18 protein-coding genes are annotated in these 16,750 nt (G+C 70.8%); 11 read left to right on the top strand and 7 right to left on the bottom strand.

All coding sequences use genetic code 11. The annotated features are described in order from the left end of the window. The first annotated feature begins 22 nt into the window (after positions 1 to 22). The 5 genes from KJK29_RS07205 (at position 23) to KJK29_RS07185 (ending at position 6,297) form a co-directional block, all read left to right on the top strand. A complete protein-coding gene (locus tag KJK29_RS07205; protein ID WP_215117874.1) occupies positions 23 to 1,372 on the top strand; it encodes an ABC transporter substrate-binding protein in 1,350 nt (449 codons plus the stop codon). Between the two features lie 12 nt (positions 1,373 to 1,384). Next, a complete protein-coding gene (locus KJK29_RS07200) occupies positions 1,385 to 2,326 on the top strand; it encodes a carbohydrate ABC transporter permease (RefSeq protein ID WP_215117873.1) in 942 nt (313 codons plus the stop codon). Continuing rightward, a complete protein-coding gene (locus KJK29_RS07195; RefSeq protein ID WP_215117872.1) occupies positions 2,323 to 3,141 on the top strand; it encodes a carbohydrate ABC transporter permease in 819 nt (272 codons plus the stop codon). Before KJK29_RS07200 ends, KJK29_RS07195 begins: the two co-directional genes overlap by 4 nt. Positions 3,142 to 3,170: 29 nt before the next feature. Next, positions 3,171 to 5,231, top strand: a complete 2,061-nt coding sequence (locus KJK29_RS07190; RefSeq protein WP_215117871.1) for a beta-galactosidase — start codon at positions 3,171 to 3,173, stop codon at positions 5,229 to 5,231. Positions 5,232 to 5,358: 127 nt separating this feature from the next. After that, positions 5,359 to 6,297 carry a Dyp-type peroxidase gene (locus tag KJK29_RS07185; RefSeq protein ID WP_215117870.1) on the top strand — a complete coding sequence of 313 codons (939 nt, stop codon included), beginning with the start codon at positions 5,359 to 5,361 and terminating at the stop codon, positions 6,295 to 6,297. 17 nt (positions 6,298 to 6,314) lie between these two features. Here KJK29_RS07185 and KJK29_RS07180 read toward each other — a convergent pair whose 3' ends face one another. The 4 genes from KJK29_RS07180 to KJK29_RS07165 are packed head-to-tail and all read right to left on the bottom strand — an operon-like array spanning position 6,315 to position 9,414. Continuing rightward, complete coding sequence (locus tag KJK29_RS07180; protein ID WP_215117869.1) at positions 6,315 to 6,857, bottom strand: MOSC domain-containing protein; 543 nt, start codon at positions 6,855 to 6,857, stop codon at positions 6,315 to 6,317. A gap of 41 nt (positions 6,858 to 6,898) precedes the next feature. Beyond that, positions 6,899 to 7,642, bottom strand: coding sequence for an FAD:protein FMN transferase (locus tag KJK29_RS07175; protein WP_215117868.1), 744 nt, complete (start codon positions 7,640 to 7,642; stop codon positions 6,899 to 6,901). A gap of 4 nt (positions 7,643 to 7,646) precedes the next feature. Then, a complete protein-coding gene (locus KJK29_RS07170) occupies positions 7,647 to 8,060 on the bottom strand; it encodes an FMN-binding protein (RefSeq protein WP_215117867.1) in 414 nt (137 codons plus the stop codon). Positions 8,061 to 8,073: 13 nt separating this feature from the next. Further along, positions 8,074 to 9,414: a ferredoxin reductase family protein gene (locus tag KJK29_RS07165; RefSeq protein WP_215117866.1), complete on the bottom strand. Its 1,341-nt coding sequence runs from the start codon at positions 9,412 to 9,414 to the stop codon at positions 8,074 to 8,076. A gap of 152 nt (positions 9,415 to 9,566) precedes the next feature. On the opposite strand from KJK29_RS07165, the gene KJK29_RS07160 reads away from it, so the two are divergent. From KJK29_RS07160 to KJK29_RS07135, 6 genes are all read left to right on the top strand, one after another. Further along, entirely contained in the window at positions 9,567 to 10,265 is a 699-nt protein-coding gene (locus KJK29_RS07160; protein WP_215124190.1) for a response regulator transcription factor, read from the top strand. Further along, positions 10,262 to 11,749, top strand: coding sequence for a sensor histidine kinase (locus tag KJK29_RS07155; protein ID WP_215117865.1), 1,488 nt, complete (start codon positions 10,262 to 10,264; stop codon positions 11,747 to 11,749). Before KJK29_RS07160 ends, KJK29_RS07155 begins: the two co-directional genes overlap by 4 nt. Positions 11,750 to 11,815: 66 nt before the next feature. Beyond that, the gene (locus tag KJK29_RS07150) at positions 11,816 to 12,949 is read left to right on the top strand and encodes an ABC transporter ATP-binding protein (protein ID WP_215117864.1); all 1,134 of its coding nucleotides are present in this window, start codon (positions 11,816 to 11,818) and stop codon (positions 12,947 to 12,949) included. Next, complete coding sequence (locus KJK29_RS07145) at positions 12,946 to 13,644, top strand: ABC transporter permease (RefSeq protein WP_215117863.1); 699 nt, start codon at positions 12,946 to 12,948, stop codon at positions 13,642 to 13,644. The genes KJK29_RS07150 and KJK29_RS07145 overlap by 4 nt, the downstream gene beginning before the upstream one ends. After that, positions 13,641 to 14,306: an ABC transporter permease gene (locus KJK29_RS07140; protein WP_215117862.1), complete on the top strand. Its 666-nt coding sequence runs from the start codon at positions 13,641 to 13,643 to the stop codon at positions 14,304 to 14,306. Before KJK29_RS07145 ends, KJK29_RS07140 begins: the two co-directional genes overlap by 4 nt. 63 nt (positions 14,307 to 14,369) lie before the next feature. Beyond that, a complete protein-coding gene (locus tag KJK29_RS07135) occupies positions 14,370 to 15,326 on the top strand; it encodes an ABC transporter substrate-binding protein (RefSeq protein WP_215117861.1) in 957 nt (318 codons plus the stop codon). Between the two features lie 55 nt (positions 15,327 to 15,381). On the opposite strand, the gene KJK29_RS07130 is transcribed toward KJK29_RS07135, so the two are convergent. The 3 genes from KJK29_RS07130 to KJK29_RS07120 are packed head-to-tail and all read right to left on the bottom strand — an operon-like array spanning position 15,382 to position 16,745. Continuing rightward, positions 15,382 to 15,966, bottom strand: coding sequence for a GTP-binding protein (locus KJK29_RS07130; protein WP_215117860.1), 585 nt, complete (start codon positions 15,964 to 15,966; stop codon positions 15,382 to 15,384). Continuing rightward, positions 15,953 to 16,312: a DUF742 domain-containing protein gene (locus KJK29_RS07125; RefSeq protein WP_215117859.1), complete on the bottom strand. Its 360-nt coding sequence runs from the start codon at positions 16,310 to 16,312 to the stop codon at positions 15,953 to 15,955. The genes KJK29_RS07130 and KJK29_RS07125 overlap by 14 nt, the downstream gene beginning before the upstream one ends. A gap of 1 nt (position 16,313) precedes the next feature. Then, positions 16,314 to 16,745, bottom strand: a complete 432-nt coding sequence (locus KJK29_RS07120) for a roadblock/LC7 domain-containing protein (RefSeq protein WP_020271575.1) — start codon at positions 16,743 to 16,745, stop codon at positions 16,314 to 16,316. Positions 16,746 to 16,750: the final 5 nt, after the last annotated feature.

Here is a 16,750-nt window from a genome sequence, read left to right as displayed (position 1 = left end):
ATCTGACAGCGAGGGCCGGCAGTTGAAGACCTCAGAGCCCCCTGCCCCTCCGACCCGCCGCGCCCTGCTGCGCGGAGCGCTCGGCCTCGGTACGGCCGCCGCGCTCTCCGCCTGCGGACAGGGCGATACGACGCCCCGCACTTCCGGCGACGTCACCCTGTCCCTGTGGACCCACGACCCGGGCTACGAGGCGTTCTTCGTGAAGGGCGTCCCGGCGGCCGACCGGGCCACCGACTTCCGCTACCACCTGAAGGTCACCCGCTCCGGGCCTCCGGACATCGTCACCAAACTGCTCGCGCAGGCCGTCGCCGGGCGCGGCACACCCGACATGGTGGGCTTCGAGATCGGTAGCTTCCCGCGCATGCTGCGCGGCGACATCGCCGAGCGGCTGCTGCACGACTTCACGCCCGACATAGAGGCCGTGCCCGGCCTGAAGGACGATCTGCTGCCCGCCCGTACCGCCCCCTTCAGCAGGGACGGCCGGGTCTACGCGTTCGACTCGGACACCCCGATGGTCGTCTACTTCCACCGCGAGGACCTCTTCGACGCGTACGGGCTCCTGCGAGGCGACCAGACCTGGGAGGAGTTCGCCGAGGCCGGTGCCCGGGTGTACCGGGACCACAACGCGTCGATGTGCGTCGTCTCCACGGTGGGCAGCGACCCGGGCCAGGTCGTGCAGTCCTTCCAGATGCTGCTCTACCAGCGCGGCGGCGCGTTCTTCGACGCGGACGGGACGCTGCGGCTGGACTCGCCGGAGGCCGAGGAGGTGCTGCGGTTCCTCTGCGAGGGGCTGCGCAGCGGGTTCGTCATCGATGTCGCCGACTACTACGGGGCCGCCATGCAGACCGCGCTGAAGAGCGGCCGGGTCATCGGTCTGCCCATGGCGATCTGGTACAAGAACTACGGCCTGTTGTCCAACGTGCCCGAGCAGAAGGGGAAGTGGCGGGTGCGGGCGCTGCCGCCCTTTGCCGGAGGCGGGGGAGTGACCGCCGCGCTCGGCGGGACCGGCTTCGGCGTCATCAAGGACAAGGCCAACACCCGGGCCGCCACGGAGTTCCTCTTCAAGACCTGGCTCACTCACGACGGCCAGGTGCGGCGGTTCACCGAGACCGGGTATCTGCCCACGCGGCGCTCCGTGTACGAGGATCCGCGCCTGGGGGCCTACAAGGACGAGTTCTGCGGCGGGCAGCGGCTGTTCGGGCTCTACCGCTCGCTGCTGCCGGACGTGCCGGCGTTCCATCAGAGTCCGGACCAGTCGATCCTCTACGACGTCCTCGCGGGCAACCTGTTGCGCGCCTATCGCGGCAGCCTGACCCCTCGGCAGGCCCTGAAGCAGACCGCGGCGGATTTTCGTGACCAGGCCGGACGTTAGGAGGACGACGACATGACCACCACCGTCACCGGACCGTCCGGCCTCACGCACCGGCACAGCGACCCGGACCGCACCGCGCACCGCCCCCGCGGATCCTGGGCGCCCTACCTCTTCATCTCCCCCTTCTATCTCCTCTACGTCCTGTTCATGCTGATCCCGGTCGGGGTCTCGCTGTGGCTGAGTCTCACCGAGTGGGTGGGGCTCGGCACCCCGCAGTGGGTGGGGCTGCGCAACTACCGGCTGCTCGCCACCGACATCAGCTTCCACCGGGCCCTCGGGAACACCGCCGTCTTCGTGCTGGTCGCGGTCTGTGTGATCGTGCCGCTCGCGCTGCTGATCGCCCAGGCGCTCAACGCCAAGGGGCTCAGGGCACGTGACCTGTGGCGGACCGCCTACTTCGTGCCGATCGTCGTCTCACCGATCCTCGTCGCCCTGGTCTTCGGCCTGATCTTCGACCGGCAGTTCGGGCTGGCGAACGCGGTGCTGAAAGCACTGTTCGGCACCGGCGGTGTCGACTGGCTCGGCGACCCGACCCTCGCCAGGGTGAGCATCGCCCTGGTCATGCTGTGGCGCTGGACCGGCTACCTCACCGTCTTCTTCCTCGCCGGGCTCCAGAACGTGCCCAGGGAGCTGTACGAGGCCGCCGCGATCGACGGGGCCGGGCGGCTGCGCACCTTCACCACCGTCACCCTGCCGGCGCTGAAGCCCGTGACGGCGTTCGTCGTCGTCACGTCCTTCATCTGCGCGGCGCAGATCTTCGAGGAGCCGTATCTGCTGACCGGCGGCGGACCGGCCGAGTCGACCCTCTCGGTGACCATGTTCATCTACCGGGCCGCCTTCCAACGCCAGCAGTTCGGCTACGCGGCGGCCGCCGCGGTCGTCCTCTTCGTCCTCGTCTTCGGTCTCAGCCGGCTCTGCAACCGTCTCCTCGGCATCGGGAGGGCCACCTCATGACACGCGCCCGACTGCCCCTCTACGGCGTCCTGGTCCTGCTGTTCCTGGGCTTTCTCGCGCCGCTGCTGTGGGCGCTGAGCGGCTCGTTCAAGCCGCGCGGCGAGATCTTCGGCTACCCGCCGGAACTCGTCCCCGACCCCTTCACCCTGGACAACTACCGCACCCTGCTCACCGAGCAGCCCTTCGGCCGCTGGTTCCTGATGAGCACCGTGGTCGCCGTCGTCGCCACCACCGTGTCCGTCTTCGTCTGTGCGCTCGCCGGCTACGGCTTCGCCAAGTTCCGCTTCGCCGGGAAGCGGCTGCTGTTCAACGTCATGTTCAGCTCGCTGTCGATACCGTTCGCGGTGATCCTCGTGCCGCTGTTCGTGATCCTCGTGAAGACCGGGCTCGGCAGCCCGTGGTTCGCGCTGATCGTGCCGTGGGTGGCGCCCGCGTTCGGGATCTTCATGATGCAGCAGTACATCGTGCAGTCGATCCCGGACTCGGTGCTGGAGGCCGCCCGGATCGACGGGGCGAGCGAGTTCGGCATCTTCCGCACCATCGTGCTGCCGCTGCTGCGGCCCTCGCTGGGCGCCCTGGCCGTCTGGCAGTTCCTGCAGAGCTACAACAGCTTCCTGTGGCCGCTGGTGCTGGTCTCCGACAGCTCCCAGTACACCCTGCCGCTGGGCCTGCAGACCCTGTTCGTGTCGGAGCAACGGCAGTACGACCTCGTGCTCGCCGGAGCCGTCCTCGCCGTCCTGCCCGCCGTCGCCCTCTTCGTGCTGCTGCGCAAACAGCTCCTCGAAGGCCTGTCCACGGGCGCGGTCAAGGGCTGACCTCCCGCCAACTCACTTGAAGGAGAAGCATGTTCGAGCTGCCCCGGCGCGTCCTGTTCGGTGCCGCCTACTACCACGAGTACCAGCCGTACGAGCGCCTCAAGGACGACCTCGACCTGATGGCCGAGGCCCGTTTCACGGTGATCCGCGTCGGCGAGTCGGTGTGGTCCACCTGGGAGCCCGAGAACGGCCGCTTCGACCTCGACTGGCTCCAGCCGGTCCTGGACGGCGCGCACGAGCGGGGCATCTCGGTGATCCTCGGGACGCCGACGTACGCGGTGCCGCCGTGGCTGGCCCGGCAGTACCCGGAGATCGCGGGCGAGTCCCGCACCGGCGAGCGCCACGGCTGGGGCGCCCGCCAGGAGGTCGACTTCACCCACCCCGCGTTCCGCTTCCACGCCGAGCGGATCATCCGCAAGGTCGTCGGCCGCTACGCCGACCACCCGGCCGTCATCGGCTTCCAGGTCGACAACGAACCGGGCCTGCACCTCTTCCACAACCACGGCGTCTTCCAGCGCTTCACCGACGAACTGCGCGAGCGGTACGGCGACGTGGAGACCCTCAACCGCGAATGGGGCCTCGTCTACTGGTCGCACCGGCTCTCCACCTGGGCCGACCTGTGGACCCCGGACGGCAACGCCCAGCCGCAGTACGACCTGGCCTGGCGGCGCTTCCAGGCCCGGCTCACCACCGAGTTCATCGCCTGGCAGGCCGGGATCGTGCGCGAGTACGCCCACCCCGGCCAGTTCGTCACGACCTGCATCTCCTACGACCGCCAGGGCGTCGAGGACGACCGCCTCACCGAGCGCCTCGACGTCACCGCGGGTAACCCCTACTACACGATGCAGGACGCCCTCGCCCTGCCCGACGTCAACGGCGACGGGCAGCACTGGACGACCAACGGCACCTGGGCGCTCTACCGCAGCGCCGACCGCATGTACTCCTCCCGCCAGGAGCCCTACCTGGTCACCGAGACCAACGCGCAGGCCATCAGCGGGCCGTGGGACAACCGCCCCGCCTACGACGGCCAGTGGCGCCAGGCCGCCTGGGCGCTGATCTCCCGGGGCGCCTCGATGATCGAGTACTGGCACTGGCACACCCTGCACTTCGGCGCCGAGACCTACTGGGGCGGCATCCTCCCGCACAACGGCCGGCCCGGCCGCGTCTATCGCGAACTGGCCGTACTGGGCGCGGAGTTGGAGAAGGCCGGTGACCTCGTGTCGGCCCTCACCCCGGACGCCGACGTCGCCTTCCTGTACGACGGGCCCAGCAAGTGGGCGCTCAAGGGCCAGCCGCCGCTGGCCGACGCCGACGGAAACCCGGACGGGAGGTCGTACGAGAAGATCTTCGACGCGTTCTATCGCGGTGCCTTCGACGCCGGACTCCAGGCACGCGTCCTGCATCCCGGGCAGCTCCCGGACACCGACCTGCCGCCCCTCCTGGTCGTGCCCGGCTACTACGCCGCCGACGACTCGGTCCTCGACCGACTCCGCGCCTACGCCGAGGCCGGGGGCCATCTCGTCCTCGGTCCGCGCACCGGCTACGGCGACACCGAGGCCAGGGCCCGCACCGACCTCCAGCCGGGCCGCCTGGCCGAGGCCGCAGGGGTGACGTACGACGAGTTCAGCAACCTGCGCGACCCGCTGCCCGTCACCGGCACGGACTCCCTCCCCCTCCCGGCCGACGCGCACGCCCTGCACTGGGCGGACGGACTGCGGCCACAGGGCGCCGAGACGCTGGCGGCGTACACGCATCCGCACTTCGGCCGCTGGCCCGCGATCACCACCCACCGCCACGGCACCGGCCGCATCACCTACGTCGGCACCGTGCCCGATCCGGTCCTCGCCCGGGCCCTGTTCGACCGGTACGCCCCCGACTCCGCCTGGCGCCCCGGCCACCCGAGTGTCACGGCCACCTCGGCGACCGCCCGGGACGGCCGCCGCGTGCGCTTCCTGCACAACTGGTCGTGGGACGAGGTGTCCGTGCCGGTGCCCGTGGCCGTGCGGGACGTGCTCTCGGACACCGTGTACGGCGACACGGTGCCGCTCGGGCCCTGGGACGTGAAGGTGCTTCAGGACGAAGCGGTGTAGCAACCATCCTTGTCCGGCCGGGGAGTTCCGGCCGCCTGTTCGCTGGGCATCGTGTCAGGGGCGTGGGCCGCGCCGCCCCGGAGGGGGAGCGGGCGGGCCCTGTCGGCCGGCGAAGGGATGGGAAGCCATGACGTCACCGCTGCCCCCGGGAGAGACGCTGTCACAGCCGGTGCTGAACCCGCCGGCATCGATCGCGGTGTTCCTGGTCGCCACGATCGAACCCGGCGGGGAGACCGCCGTACGGGAGGCGCTGGGCTCCCTCGCGGGCCTGGTGCGCTCCGTCGGTTTCCCCAGCCCCGACGGCGGTCTCGGCTGTGTCGCCGGGGTCGGGTCCCGGGCCTGGGGACGGCTGTTCGGCGGCCTCCGGCCCGCCGAACTGCACCCGTTCCGCGAACTGGCAGGGCCCCGGCACCACGCCCCGGCCACCCCGGGCGACCTGTTCTTCCACATCAAGGCCGCCCGCACCGACCTGTGCTTCGCGCTCGCCGCCGAGCTGGTGCGGCGGCTGCGCGGCGCGGTCACCGTACGGGACGAGACACAGGCCTTCGCCTACTTCGACTCGCGCAACCTCCTCGGCTTCGTCGACGGCACCGAGAACCCCGTCGGCCCGCCGGCCGCCGACGCGGCACTGGTCGGTGAGGAGGATCCCGCCTTCCGCGGCGGCAGTTACGCGATGGTGCAGAAGTATCTGCACGACGTGGACGCGTGGGAGGCCCTCGCCGTGGAGGCCCAGGAGAAGGTGATCGGCCGCACGAAGCTCACCAACCTCGAACTCGACGCGCCCGGCTCCCACAAGGACGTCAACACCGTCCTCGGCCCGGACGGCTCGGAGCAGAAGATCCTGCGCTCCGCGATGCCGTTCGGCAGGCCGGGGCACGGGGAGTTCGGCACGTACTTCGTGGCCTACGCGCGCACGCCCGGGATACCCGAGACGATGCTGCGCAAGATGTTCCTCGGCGGGCCGGGCTCGGGTCCCGACCCGCTGCTGGACTACTCACGGGCCGTCACCGGCAGCCTGTTCTTCATACCGCCGGCGGACTTCCTGGAGGCCTTGCCGGAGGGCTGACGGGGCCCCGTCTGTGATCAGACGCGTTCCAGCGGCCGGTGCGGTTCCTCGGGGAGCCGCACCTCGACGGTGTCGCCGGGGCGTACGACGCCGCCTTCCCGGACGACGCTCATGATGCCGGCCTTGCGCACGATCCGGCCCGCCTCGTCACGGCCGACGACCTGCTTCAGCAGCCCGTCCTGGAAGGCGTCGATCTGGATGCACGGGTTGCGCAGGCCCGTCACCTCCACCACCGCGGCCTCGCCGATGTGCAGCAGGGTGCCGGCCGGCAGGCCGAGCAGGTCGATGCCGCGGGTGGTGATGTTCTCCCCGAGGGCGCCGGGCGCCACCTCGAACCCCGCGTCCGCGACCTCGGCGAAGAGCTCCTCGTGGATGAGATGCACCTGGCGCAGGTTCGGCTGGGTGGGGTCCTGGGCGATCCGCGAACGGTGCTTGACCGTCACGCCCGCATGGATGTCGCCCTCCACCCCCAGCCCCGCGAGCAGGGTGATGCTGTCCCGGTTCGGCTTGGTGAACGAGTACTCGCCGTTGCTGCTGACCGCCGTCACCGTCGCGCTCATGCCTTCGGCCCCCTTCCGTCCGGCAGTGATCCTTCAGGAGCCTAACCCGCCGACGCCGGGGCCGTCCGTTCGCTCGCGACCGGGAATCCCGGCGACCGCAGGACCCGGCGCCCGGCGTCCACCGCGAACACCTCGCAGTTCTCCCGGGCCGCCGCCCACTCGACGCCCTCGGCGCCCAGCGCGAAGGCCGCCGTCGCGACGGTGTCGGCCTCGGTCAGGGTGGGGGCGACCACCGTGAGGCTGAGCAGCCCGGTCGCCGGGCGCCCGGTACGGCCGTCGACGATGTGGTCGCCGCGCTCGTAGCGGGCGGACGTCGCGACGGCCCGGTCCGTGAGATCCAGGACCGTGCACAACTGGTCGGCGTGCTCGGGATGCCGTACGCCCACCCGCCAGGGGCCGCCGACGGCGACCACGTCACCGCCCGCGTTGAGGCAGAAGCGCCGTGCCCCGGCCGCCGCCAGCAGCTCCGCCCCCTTCTGCACCGACCAGCCCTTCACCACGGCGCAGGGGTCGAGGCCGCGCCCCGGCAGGCGTACGTCGAACGCGCCCCCGGTCGCGACCCGGTACTCCTCGCACAGGTCCAGAACCTCCCGGAGTGCCGGGCTCGGCTCGGACACCTCGCCGCGGTCCAGCCGCGACACCTCGCTGTCCGGCCGGAACGGGCTGAACCGCGCGTCGACCTCGTGCAGCCAGGCGAAGAGGCCGTCCACCGCCGCCTCGGAGAAGCCCTTGTCGTCGATGCGGACCGACACCGGGAACCCCATCACGTGCTCGACGCGCCGCATCCCCTCAGCCCTTCGCGTCGATGGCGGCCTGGAGCGACTCCTTGTAGCCGTCGCTGGTGACCGTGGCACCGGACACCGTGTCGATGTCCGCGCTCTGCGCCTGGAGCGTCTCCTCGATCAGCTTGGGTACGGCGGCCGTGGTCTGCGGATGGTCCGGCTGCTGCAGCATCCGCACCGAGGCGATCTTGTCGCTCTCGAAGGTGACCTCGACCTGCACCGGGCCCTTCTCGGTGTCGAGGGTCGAGCCCTTCACGACCGTGGTCGTGGAGCCGCCCGACGACGAGGCCGAGGGCGTGGACGCCGGCGCCGCGGCCTCCGTGGCGGTCGACGACGACCCGGTGTCGTGGGAGGGCGCGTAGCGCCAGACCGGGATCAGGCCCGCGACGCTCAGGACGAGGACGGGTATGGCTCGCTTCACGACAATCTCCTCGTCATCCGGCCAGGCTGAAGCGTTCGAAGTGGATCTGCGCCTTGGGCACGTCGAGTTCGCGCAGGCTGCCGAGCACGGCGTTCATCATCGGCGGCGGGCCGCACAGATAGATGTCCCGCCCGGCGATGTCCGGCACCAGCCGGGTGAGTTCCCCGGGCGCCAGCAGGTCCGGCACGGGCGGGCCGGTCACCAGGTGCAGTTCGGCGCCCTTGGCGTGCGCGAGGTCGCGCAGTTCGTCGTAGAGGACGGCGTCCTGGTCCGTGGCGACCCGGTAGATCACGACCGCGTGGCCGCGCAGCTCCTCCAGCAGGGCCCGGATCGGCGTGACTCCGACGCCGCCCGCGATGAGCACCGCGTCGGGGCGGGTGCGGTGCAGGGTGGTGAAGGCGCCGTAGGGGCCCTCGGCGAACACGCGGGTGCCCACCTTCAGGTGCCGCAGGGCCTCGCTGCCGTCGCCCGCGCGCTTGGCGGTCAGCCGCAGCGTACGGCCGTCCGGCGCGGCGGACAGCGAGAACGGGTTGGCCTGCCACCAGCGGTCCTTCGTCAGGAACCGCCACAGGAAGAACTGTCCGGCCCGCGCGGGCAGCCGGTCCAGGTCGCGGCCCGTGATGTAGACGGAGACCACGTGGTCGCTCTCGGGGACGACCGCCGTCACACGGAGCTGGTGGCGGAGGTTGCGCCACAGCGGCAGCACCAGACGCCCCACGAAGACCGAGGCGAGGGCCAGGCCCCACACGGCGTACCAGTACGTCTTCGCCGCGGTCGACGAGGTGAACGTCGTGCCCGCCGCGACCTGGTGCGTGAACGCCAGCACCACCGCGACGTAGGTGTACAGATGGATGAAGTGCCAGGTCTCGTAGGCCAGCCGGCGCCGGGCGGAGCGGGCCGAGACCACACCCACCACGATGACGATCGCCAGGGCGGTGATCGCGCGCAGCACGCCCTCGACGGTCTCGGCGAGGTCCACGAGCTGGTTCACCGGGTCCAGGGACGAGGACTGTGCGTAGCCGAAGACGATGAACACCGCGTGCGCGAGCAGCAGCCACAGCACCGAGAAGCCCGTCCAGCGGTGCCAGGACGTCAGCCGGTCCATGCCGATCCGCCGGTCGAACCACGGCAGCCGCGCCACCAGCAGCAGCTGGAACGCCATGAGCAGCGAACCGTACAGCCCGGTCAGCCGGCCCAGCACGATCAGCGTGTTCGAGGCGAAGCCGGCCTGGACGAAGAACACGGCCACCACGACCGCGTTGGCGAGCAGCAGCGCGTACAGGCCGGTGCGCCCCACCACTCTGGGGCGCACGCCCGCGCGGGTCGCCGCGGGAGGTTCTTGGAGGGTCGTCACGGTCGGCAGCTCCTTGATCGGATCCTGGGACACCGAGCTTGTCGCGGGGGAGCTGTCGAAATACTGTCGCCCGACTTTCAAGTGTTTATCGATCGGGCCGCGAAGGGGCGGACGGCTATGGAGGCGAGGGACAGGTGAAGCACTATGAGCGGGTGGAAAAAGTACGCCTCCTCGTCGTCGACGACGACCCGCCCATCGCCGATCTCGTCGCGACCGTCGCCCGCTACGAGGGCTGGGACGCGGTCACGGCGTACACCGGCGAGGACGCGCTGAAGCGGGCCGCCGAGTTCCACCCGGACATCGTGGTGCTCGACCTGATGCTGCCCGGCGTGGACGGCTTCGGCGTCCTGGACCGGCTGCGCGCCTCCGGGACGATGGTGCCGGTGGTGTTCCTCACCGCGCGCGACGGCGTCGCCGACCGGGTCGCGGGCCTGACGCGGGGCGGTGACGACTACCTGGTCAAGCCGTTCGCCGTGGAGGAGCTGATGGCCCGGCTGCGGACCGTGCTGCGGCGCAGCGCCGGACCCTCCTTCCAGCGGTCCGTGCTCCAGGTCGGCGATCTGACGATGGACGAGGACACCCGCGAGGTGCGGCGCGGCGAGCGGCTGCTGTCGCTGACCCCGACCGAGTACGAGGTGCTGCGCTACCTCATGCGCAAGTCGCCCACCGTCCTCACGAAGGCGCAGATCCTCGACCACGTCTGGGAGTACGGCTTCGGCGGCCGCTCCAACGTCGTCGAGCTGGTCGTCAGCCGGCTGCGCCGCAAGCTCGACGAGACCGACGACGGCGGCGCGCCCCTGATCCACACCGTGCGGGGCTTCGGATACGTGCTGCGGCAGGCCTCCGAGTGATCGCCCGGCTGCGGAGCACCTACCGCAGGATGCGCCTGGGCACCCGGCTGGCCCTCGGCCTCGGCGCCCTGGCGCTGGTCGTGTTCGCCGTCGTCGGCACCGCCCTGACCACCTATATGCGGGACTACCTCTCGGCCCAGCTCGACACCCAGCTCGCCCAGGCCCAGATCGCCCAGTCCAAGAGCATCGCGGACTACGGCACCCTCTCGGGCAAGAAGTACTACAGCTGGTTCTACGCCGTGTACGACGTCTCGGACGGCAGACCCGAGCTCCGCAGACCCGAGGACCCCGCCGACCTGCCCAAGGACGTCGACGACTTCACCTCCCTGGCCCGGGCGCAGACCGCCGCGCACACCGAGGTCCTGCGCACCGAGCACCTCAAGGGCGCCGGCTCCTACCGGCTGCGCGCCTGCCAGGTGGAGCCCGGGGTCGTCCTGGTCAGCGCCGCGCCCATGGAGGACATCGAGGACACGGTCGGGCAGCTCATCACCATCCAGGTCGTCATCTTCGGGGCCGCGCTGCTCGCGCTGGTCGTCTTCGGCCGCAGGACGCTGCGCCGCGGACTGAAGCCCCTCAGCGACATGGCGTCCACCGCGCACGGCATCGCCTCGCACGATCTGACCGAGTCCGCGGCCCGGCTGTCGCTGCGCGCCGACGGCCGGGACGGCGGGCCCGAGGTGGACGAACTGCGGACCGCCTTCAACACGATGCTGGAGCACATCGACCACTCCCTCGGCGTGCGCGCCGAGGCCGAGCAGCGGCTGCGCCGCTTCGTCGCCGACGCCTCGCACGAGCTGCGCACCCCGCTGATGTCGGTACGCGGCTACGCCGACCTCTTCCAGTACGCCGCCGCCAACGCCCCCGAGGAACGCGACCGGCATCTGGCCCGGCTGCGCGCCGAGGCCGCCCGCATGGGCGTCCTCCTGGACGACCTGCTGCTGCTCGCCCGGCTGGACGCGGCGGAGGTGGAGGAGCCGCTGCGACTGGAGGACGCCGACCTGGTCGAGTTGGCGGGCCAGGCCGCGGACGCCTTCCGCGCGGGCCGTCCCGACCATGAGCTGACCGTGCTCGCGGGTCCGCGTCCGGTGCGGCTGCGGATGGACCCGCTGCGCATCCGGCAGGTCGTCGACAACCTCCTCGCCAACGCCGCCGTGCACACCCCCGCCGGGACGAAGGTGTCCGTGGAGGTGTGCGTCGCGCCCGGCTCGGCCGAGGTGCGGGTCGCCGACACCGGTCCGGGCATCCCGCCCGACGACCGGGCCCGGGTCTTCGACCGCTTCTACCGCGTCGACAAGGCCCGCAGCCGCGACCGCGGCGGCAGCGGCCTCGGCCTCGCGGTCGCCCAGTCCCTCGTCCGGGCCCACGGCGGTCGCATCGAGCTGGACAGCGAGCCGGGGGCGACGGTGTTCACCGTCCGCCTGCCGCTGAACGGGAACGGGAATGAGCCACCGGCCGCCCAGGGGCCGGAAAACACCGCGGTCTAGACTCGTCCGGCACAGCCCGTACGACCATGGCCAGACGTCTCCGCCAACCCGAAGGGCCCCGGCGCCTTGATACGGATCGAATCAGTCACCAAGCGGTACCCGGACGGCACGGTGGCGGTCGACCGGCTCTCCATGGAGATACCCGACCGCTCGATCACCGTCCTCGTCGGACCCTCGGGCTGCGGCAAGACGACCACCCTGCGGATGATCAACAGAATGGTCGAGCCGAGCGAGGGAACGATCCTCCTCGACGGCGAGGACATCCAGCGGCAGCCCGTCACCACCCTGCGCCGGTCCATGGGCTACGTCATCCAGAACGCCGGACTCTTCCAGCACCGCACGATCGTCGACAACATCGCGACCGTGCCCCGCATGCTCGGCTGGGGCAAGCAGAAGGCCCGGGCCCGGGCGGCCGAACTGATGGAGCGCGTGGGCCTCGACGCCGCGCTCGCCAAGCGGTACCCGTACCAGCTGTCCGGCGGCCAGCAGCAGCGCGTCGGCGTGGCCCGGGCGCTCGCCGCCGACCCGCCGGTGCTGCTCATGGACGAGCCGTTCTCGGCGGTCGACCCCGTGGTGCGCAAGGTCCTCCAGGACGAACTGCTGCGCATCCAGGAAGAGCTGGGCAAGACCATCGTCTTCGTCACCCACGACATCGACGAGGCGATCAAGCTCGGCACGATGGTCGCCGTACTGCGGGAAGGCGGCCACCTCGCCCAGTACGCACCGCCCGCCGAACTGCTCTCCAACCCCGCCGACTCCTTCGTCGAGGACTTCCTCGGCGCCGACCGCGGCATCCGGGGCCTGTCCTTCTTCCCGTCCGCCGGGCTCACGCTCACGACCGACCCGGTGATCCGGGTCGACGCCACCGCCGAGCAGATCGCCGCTCCCGACGCCCCCTGGCTCCTGGTGACCGACGCCGACGGCAGGCCGCTCGGCTGGAGCGCGCCGGACGATCTGACGGCCGGTGACATCAGGCCCGACCGGCTCCTGTCCCACGGGCGGCCGTTCGTGCCCGGCACCGACTCGCTGCGGGCCGCCCTCGACTGCGCCGTGCTCTCCCCGACCGGCTGGGCCGTCGCCGTGGACGCCGGCGGACGGGTCACCGGAGTGGTCGAACAGCACACCATCGGCGAGGCCATCCGCAGCGCCCACGAGGCACGGCGCGACGACGAGCGCGACGACGAGAAGGTCGCCGGATGAGCGAGTACCTCCACGACTTCTTCGACATCCCGAGCGATCTCCAGCACAGCTGGTTCGGGCTGATCGGGCTGCACTTGAGGGAGGCCCTGCTGCCGGTGGCGGCCGGACTGCTCCTGGCACTGCCGATCGCCCAGCTCTGTGTGCGCTTCCGCTGGCTGTACCCGCCCGTCCTCGGCCTGACGACCGTCCTCTACGCGATCCCGTCCCTGGCGTTCTTCGTGGTCCTCATCGACTACACCGGGCAGACCGAACTCACCGTCATGATCCCGCTGGCCGTGTACAGCCTGGTGGTGCTCGTCCCGGCGATCGTCGACGGGGTGCGCTCGGTGCCCCCGGAGACCCTGGCCGCCGCCACCGCCATGGGCTTCGGGCCCGTACGGCGGTACTTCCAGGTGCAGTTGCCGATCGCGGTACCGGCGATCATCGCGGGCCTCAGGGTGGCGACCGTGTCGAGCATCTCCCTCGTCAGCGTCGGCATGCTCATCGGCAACCAGGGCGCGCTCGGCAATCTGCTCCACGACGCGCAGATCTACAACCGGCCCGAGCTCACCTGGAACTCCGTGATCACCACGGCGCTCCTGGCGATCCTCGTCGACGCCCTGCTGGTCCTCGTCCGGGTGCTGCTGACGCCCTGGATGCCGAGCGGGAGGGCCCGTCGCAAGCCGGCGCCCGCCCTTGAGGAAGCCGCCCGGTGAACGTACTCAACTTCGTCCACGCGTTCTTCAGCGACAGCGCCCACTGGCAGGGCTACGACGGCATCCCGGCCCGGCTCGGGGAGCACGTCCAGTACACCCTGGAGGCGCTGCTCCTGGCCGCCGCGATCGGGCTGCCGATCGGCCTGGTCACCGGGCACTACGGGCGCGGCGGCAACGCCCTGTCCCTGGTCGCCACCGCCGGGCGGGCCCTGCCCAGCTTCGGTCTGCTGGTGCTGATGACCACCCTGCTGGGCTTCGGGATGCTGCCCGTGATGATCCCGCTGGTCATCCTCGCCGTCCCGCCGATCCTGGTCACCACCTACGAGGCGATGCGCTCCGTCGACCCCTCGCCGGTGGACGCCGCCCGCGGCATGGGCATGCACGAGTCCCGGATCCTCTTCCAGGTGGAACTGCCGGTCGCCCTGCCGCTGATCCTCAGCGGTCTGCGCTCGGCGGCCATCCAGATCGTGTCGACGGCCACCATCGCCGCCTACGTCAGCCTGGGCGGTCTCGGCCGCTACATCGTGGACGGCCTTTACCAGCGCAACTACGAGAAGGTGGTGGGCGGCGCGACGCTGGTGGCCGTCCTCGCGCTGGTCACGCTCGCCCTGTTCTGGGCGGCGGCCCGGGTCGCGGTGTCTCCGGGTGTGCGCAGGAGATGACGCCAATTGGTGACCAAGCTGCTCTTGACTGACCGAATATCCGCTGGCTTGGATCAGTGGGTGATGACTACACGGAAGAGCAGCACCCGGTCCATATCGAGGCACCCCGGCGCGGCAGCGGTCGCGCTGGCCGCGGCGGCAGCTCTTCTCGGGGGCTGTTCCTCCGGCGGCACCTCCGACGACCCGCTCAAGGGCGGCGGGGCGGAGGGCGGGGCCGTCGTCGTCGGCTCCAACAACTTCGCCGAGTCCATCCTGCTCGCCGACATCTACGGCGAGGCCCTCAAGGCCAAGGGCATCAAGGTCACCTACAAGCCCAACATCGGCAGCCGCGAGACCACCTACGGCCTGATGAAGAACGGCAGCGTCACGGTGCTGCCGGAGTACAACGGCTCCCTGCTGGCCTACCTCGACGCCAAGGCCAAGCCGAAGACGGTCGAGGAGACCACGACCGCCATCAACGGCAAGCTCGACTCCCAGCTGGAGCTGCTGAAGCCGTCGGCCGCGCAGAACAAGGACTCCGTGACGGTCAACGCGGAGACCGCGAAGAAGTACAAGCTGACCGCGGACTCCTCCATCGCGGACCTCAAGGACGTCGCGAAGGACCTGGACTTCGGCGGCTCCCCGGAGTTCCAGACCCGGCACCAGGGCCTGGTGGGCCTGAAGTCCGTCTACGGTCTCGAGTTCAAGTCCTTCAAGTCCCTCGACGCGGGCGGTCCGCTGACCCAGGCGGCGCTGAAGAAGAACACCGTGCAGGCCGCGGACCTCTTCACCACCGACCCGACCATCGCCCGGGACAAGTTCGTCGTCCTGAAGGACCCGGAGAACCTCTTCGGCTTCCAGAACGTGCAGCCGCTGGTCCGCAAGGGCGAGCTGTCCAAGGAGGGCGCCGCGGCACTCGACGCGGTCTCGGCCAAGCTCGACACGAAGGCCCTGCTCGAACTGGACGCGCGGGTACAGCTGGAGAAGCAGGACCCGCTGGACGTCGCCAAGGCCTGGCTGAAGTCGGCGGGCCTGACCTGACGTTCCGCTCCCACGGCCCGGGCGGTGCGCACCGCCCGGGCCGCGGCATGTCGCCCTAGGCCTGCACGGCCGACGCGATCAACTGGTCGATCAGGGCGATCAGCACGTCCCGGCACGACTCCCGGTCCCGCGCGTCGCACAGCAGCACCCGCACATGCTCCGGCAAGGCGAGGGCGTCCCGGATGTCCTCGGGCGGATACGGGTGCTTGCCGTGGAAGCCGTTGACCCCGACGACGAACGGGATCTTCCGGCGTTCGAAGAAGTCGATCGCGGCGAAACTGGACTCGGGTCTGCGGACGTCGACCAGGACCACGGCGCCCAGCGCGCCGAGCGCCAGGTCGTTCCACATGAACCAGAACCGCTGCTGCCCCGGTGTACCGAACAGGTACAGCACCAGTTCCCGGCTGATGGTGATTCTGCCGAAGTCCAGGGCCACCGTGGTGGCGCGCTTCTCCTCGATGCCGTCGAGGTCGTCGATGCCCAGACCGGCCATGGTCAGGGGTTCCTCGGTGCGCAGCGGGGCGATCTCGCTGACCGACCCGACCATGGTGGTCTTGCCCACGCCGAAGCCTCCGGCGATGAGGATCTTGACCGTGTCGGGTGCCGAGGACGCGTCCGTGACGGGGTCAGAGCCGGCCAAGGCCGTCCCTCACTTTCTGCAGCAGGTCCAGGTCCGGAGTGGTACGGGAGACGAGGCGCGGCGGGCGTACGGTGATCCGGCCCGCCTCCAGCAGGTCGCAGAGCAGGATGACGACCACGCTCACCGGCAGGTCCAGCCGCGCGGCCAGCTCCGCCACGGCGAGCGGCTCGGCACACAGCCTCAGGATGCGGGTGTGCTCGGGCTGGCACCGGGCCGCGGTGGCCGGCGGCGGATCGACCGCGGTCACCGTCGCGATGAGCGTGAAGTCGGCGCGGCTGGGCCGGGTCCGGCCACCGGTCAGCGCGAACGGTCGTACGAGCCGGCCCGCCGAGTCGCCTTCGCCCACCTCACACGCCTGGGTCGACGACGGGTCCGGCCATGCCCCGCGGTGCCGCGCTGAGGTGCTCGCCGATCTTCTTCACCAGCATGTTCATCTGGTACGCCACCACACCGACGTCCGCGCCCGGGCCGGTCAGCACCACCAGATGGGCGCCGGGGCCGGCGGAGGTCAGGATCAGATAGCTGTTGGCCATCTCGATGAGTGCCTGGCGCACCGGACCGCCCCGGAAGTCCATGCTGACGCCCTTGCTCAGGCTCATCAGACCGGACGCGGTCGCCGCGAGCCGCTCGGCGTCGTCGCGCAGGAACCCGGTGGACTTGCTGACCACCAGGCCGTCCTCGGAGAGCACCACGGCCTGGTTCACATCGGCGACCCGCTCCACGAGTCCGGTCAGCAGCTGGTCGAGCTGGGTGTGGGTGGCGGGGATGGGGCGTGTCATTGCGG

This window comes from Streptomyces koelreuteriae, from assembly GCF_018604545.1.
GTDB classification, from domain to species: domain Bacteria; phylum Actinomycetota; class Actinomycetes; order Streptomycetales; family Streptomycetaceae; genus Streptomyces; species Streptomyces koelreuteriae.
The sequence above is the reverse complement of the archived record's forward strand: the minus strand, read 5'-3'. Positions and strand labels throughout refer to the sequence as shown.

What these genes read in the sequence shown, in the direction of transcription:
- KJK29_RS07200 (WP_215117873.1), top strand. Translation starts at nt 1,385, where the DNA reads ATGACCACCACCGTCACCGGACCGTCCGGCCTCACGCACCGGCACAGC.
- KJK29_RS07195 (WP_215117872.1), top strand. Translation starts at nt 2,323, where the DNA reads ATGACACGCGCCCGACTGCCCCTCTACGGCGTCCTGGTCCTGCTGTTC.
- KJK29_RS07190 (WP_215117871.1), top strand. Translation starts at nt 3,171, where the DNA reads ATGTTCGAGCTGCCCCGGCGCGTCCTGTTCGGTGCCGCCTACTACCAC.
- KJK29_RS07185 (WP_215117870.1), top strand. Translation starts at nt 5,359, where the DNA reads ATGACGTCACCGCTGCCCCCGGGAGAGACGCTGTCACAGCCGGTGCTG.
- KJK29_RS07180 (WP_215117869.1), bottom strand. Translation starts at nt 6,857, where the DNA reads ATGAGCGCGACGGTGACGGCGGTCAGCAGCAACGGCGAGTACTCGTTC.
- KJK29_RS07175 (WP_215117868.1), bottom strand. Translation starts at nt 7,642, where the DNA reads ATGCGGCGCGTCGAGCACGTGATGGGGTTCCCGGTGTCGGTCCGCATC.
- KJK29_RS07145 (WP_215117863.1), top strand. Translation starts at nt 12,946, where the DNA reads ATGAGCGAGTACCTCCACGACTTCTTCGACATCCCGAGCGATCTCCAG.
- KJK29_RS07135 (WP_215117861.1), top strand. Translation starts at nt 14,370, where the DNA reads ATGACTACACGGAAGAGCAGCACCCGGTCCATATCGAGGCACCCCGGC.
- KJK29_RS07120 (WP_020271575.1), bottom strand. Translation starts at nt 16,745, where the DNA reads ATGACACGCCCCATCCCCGCCACCCACACCCAGCTCGACCAGCTGCTG.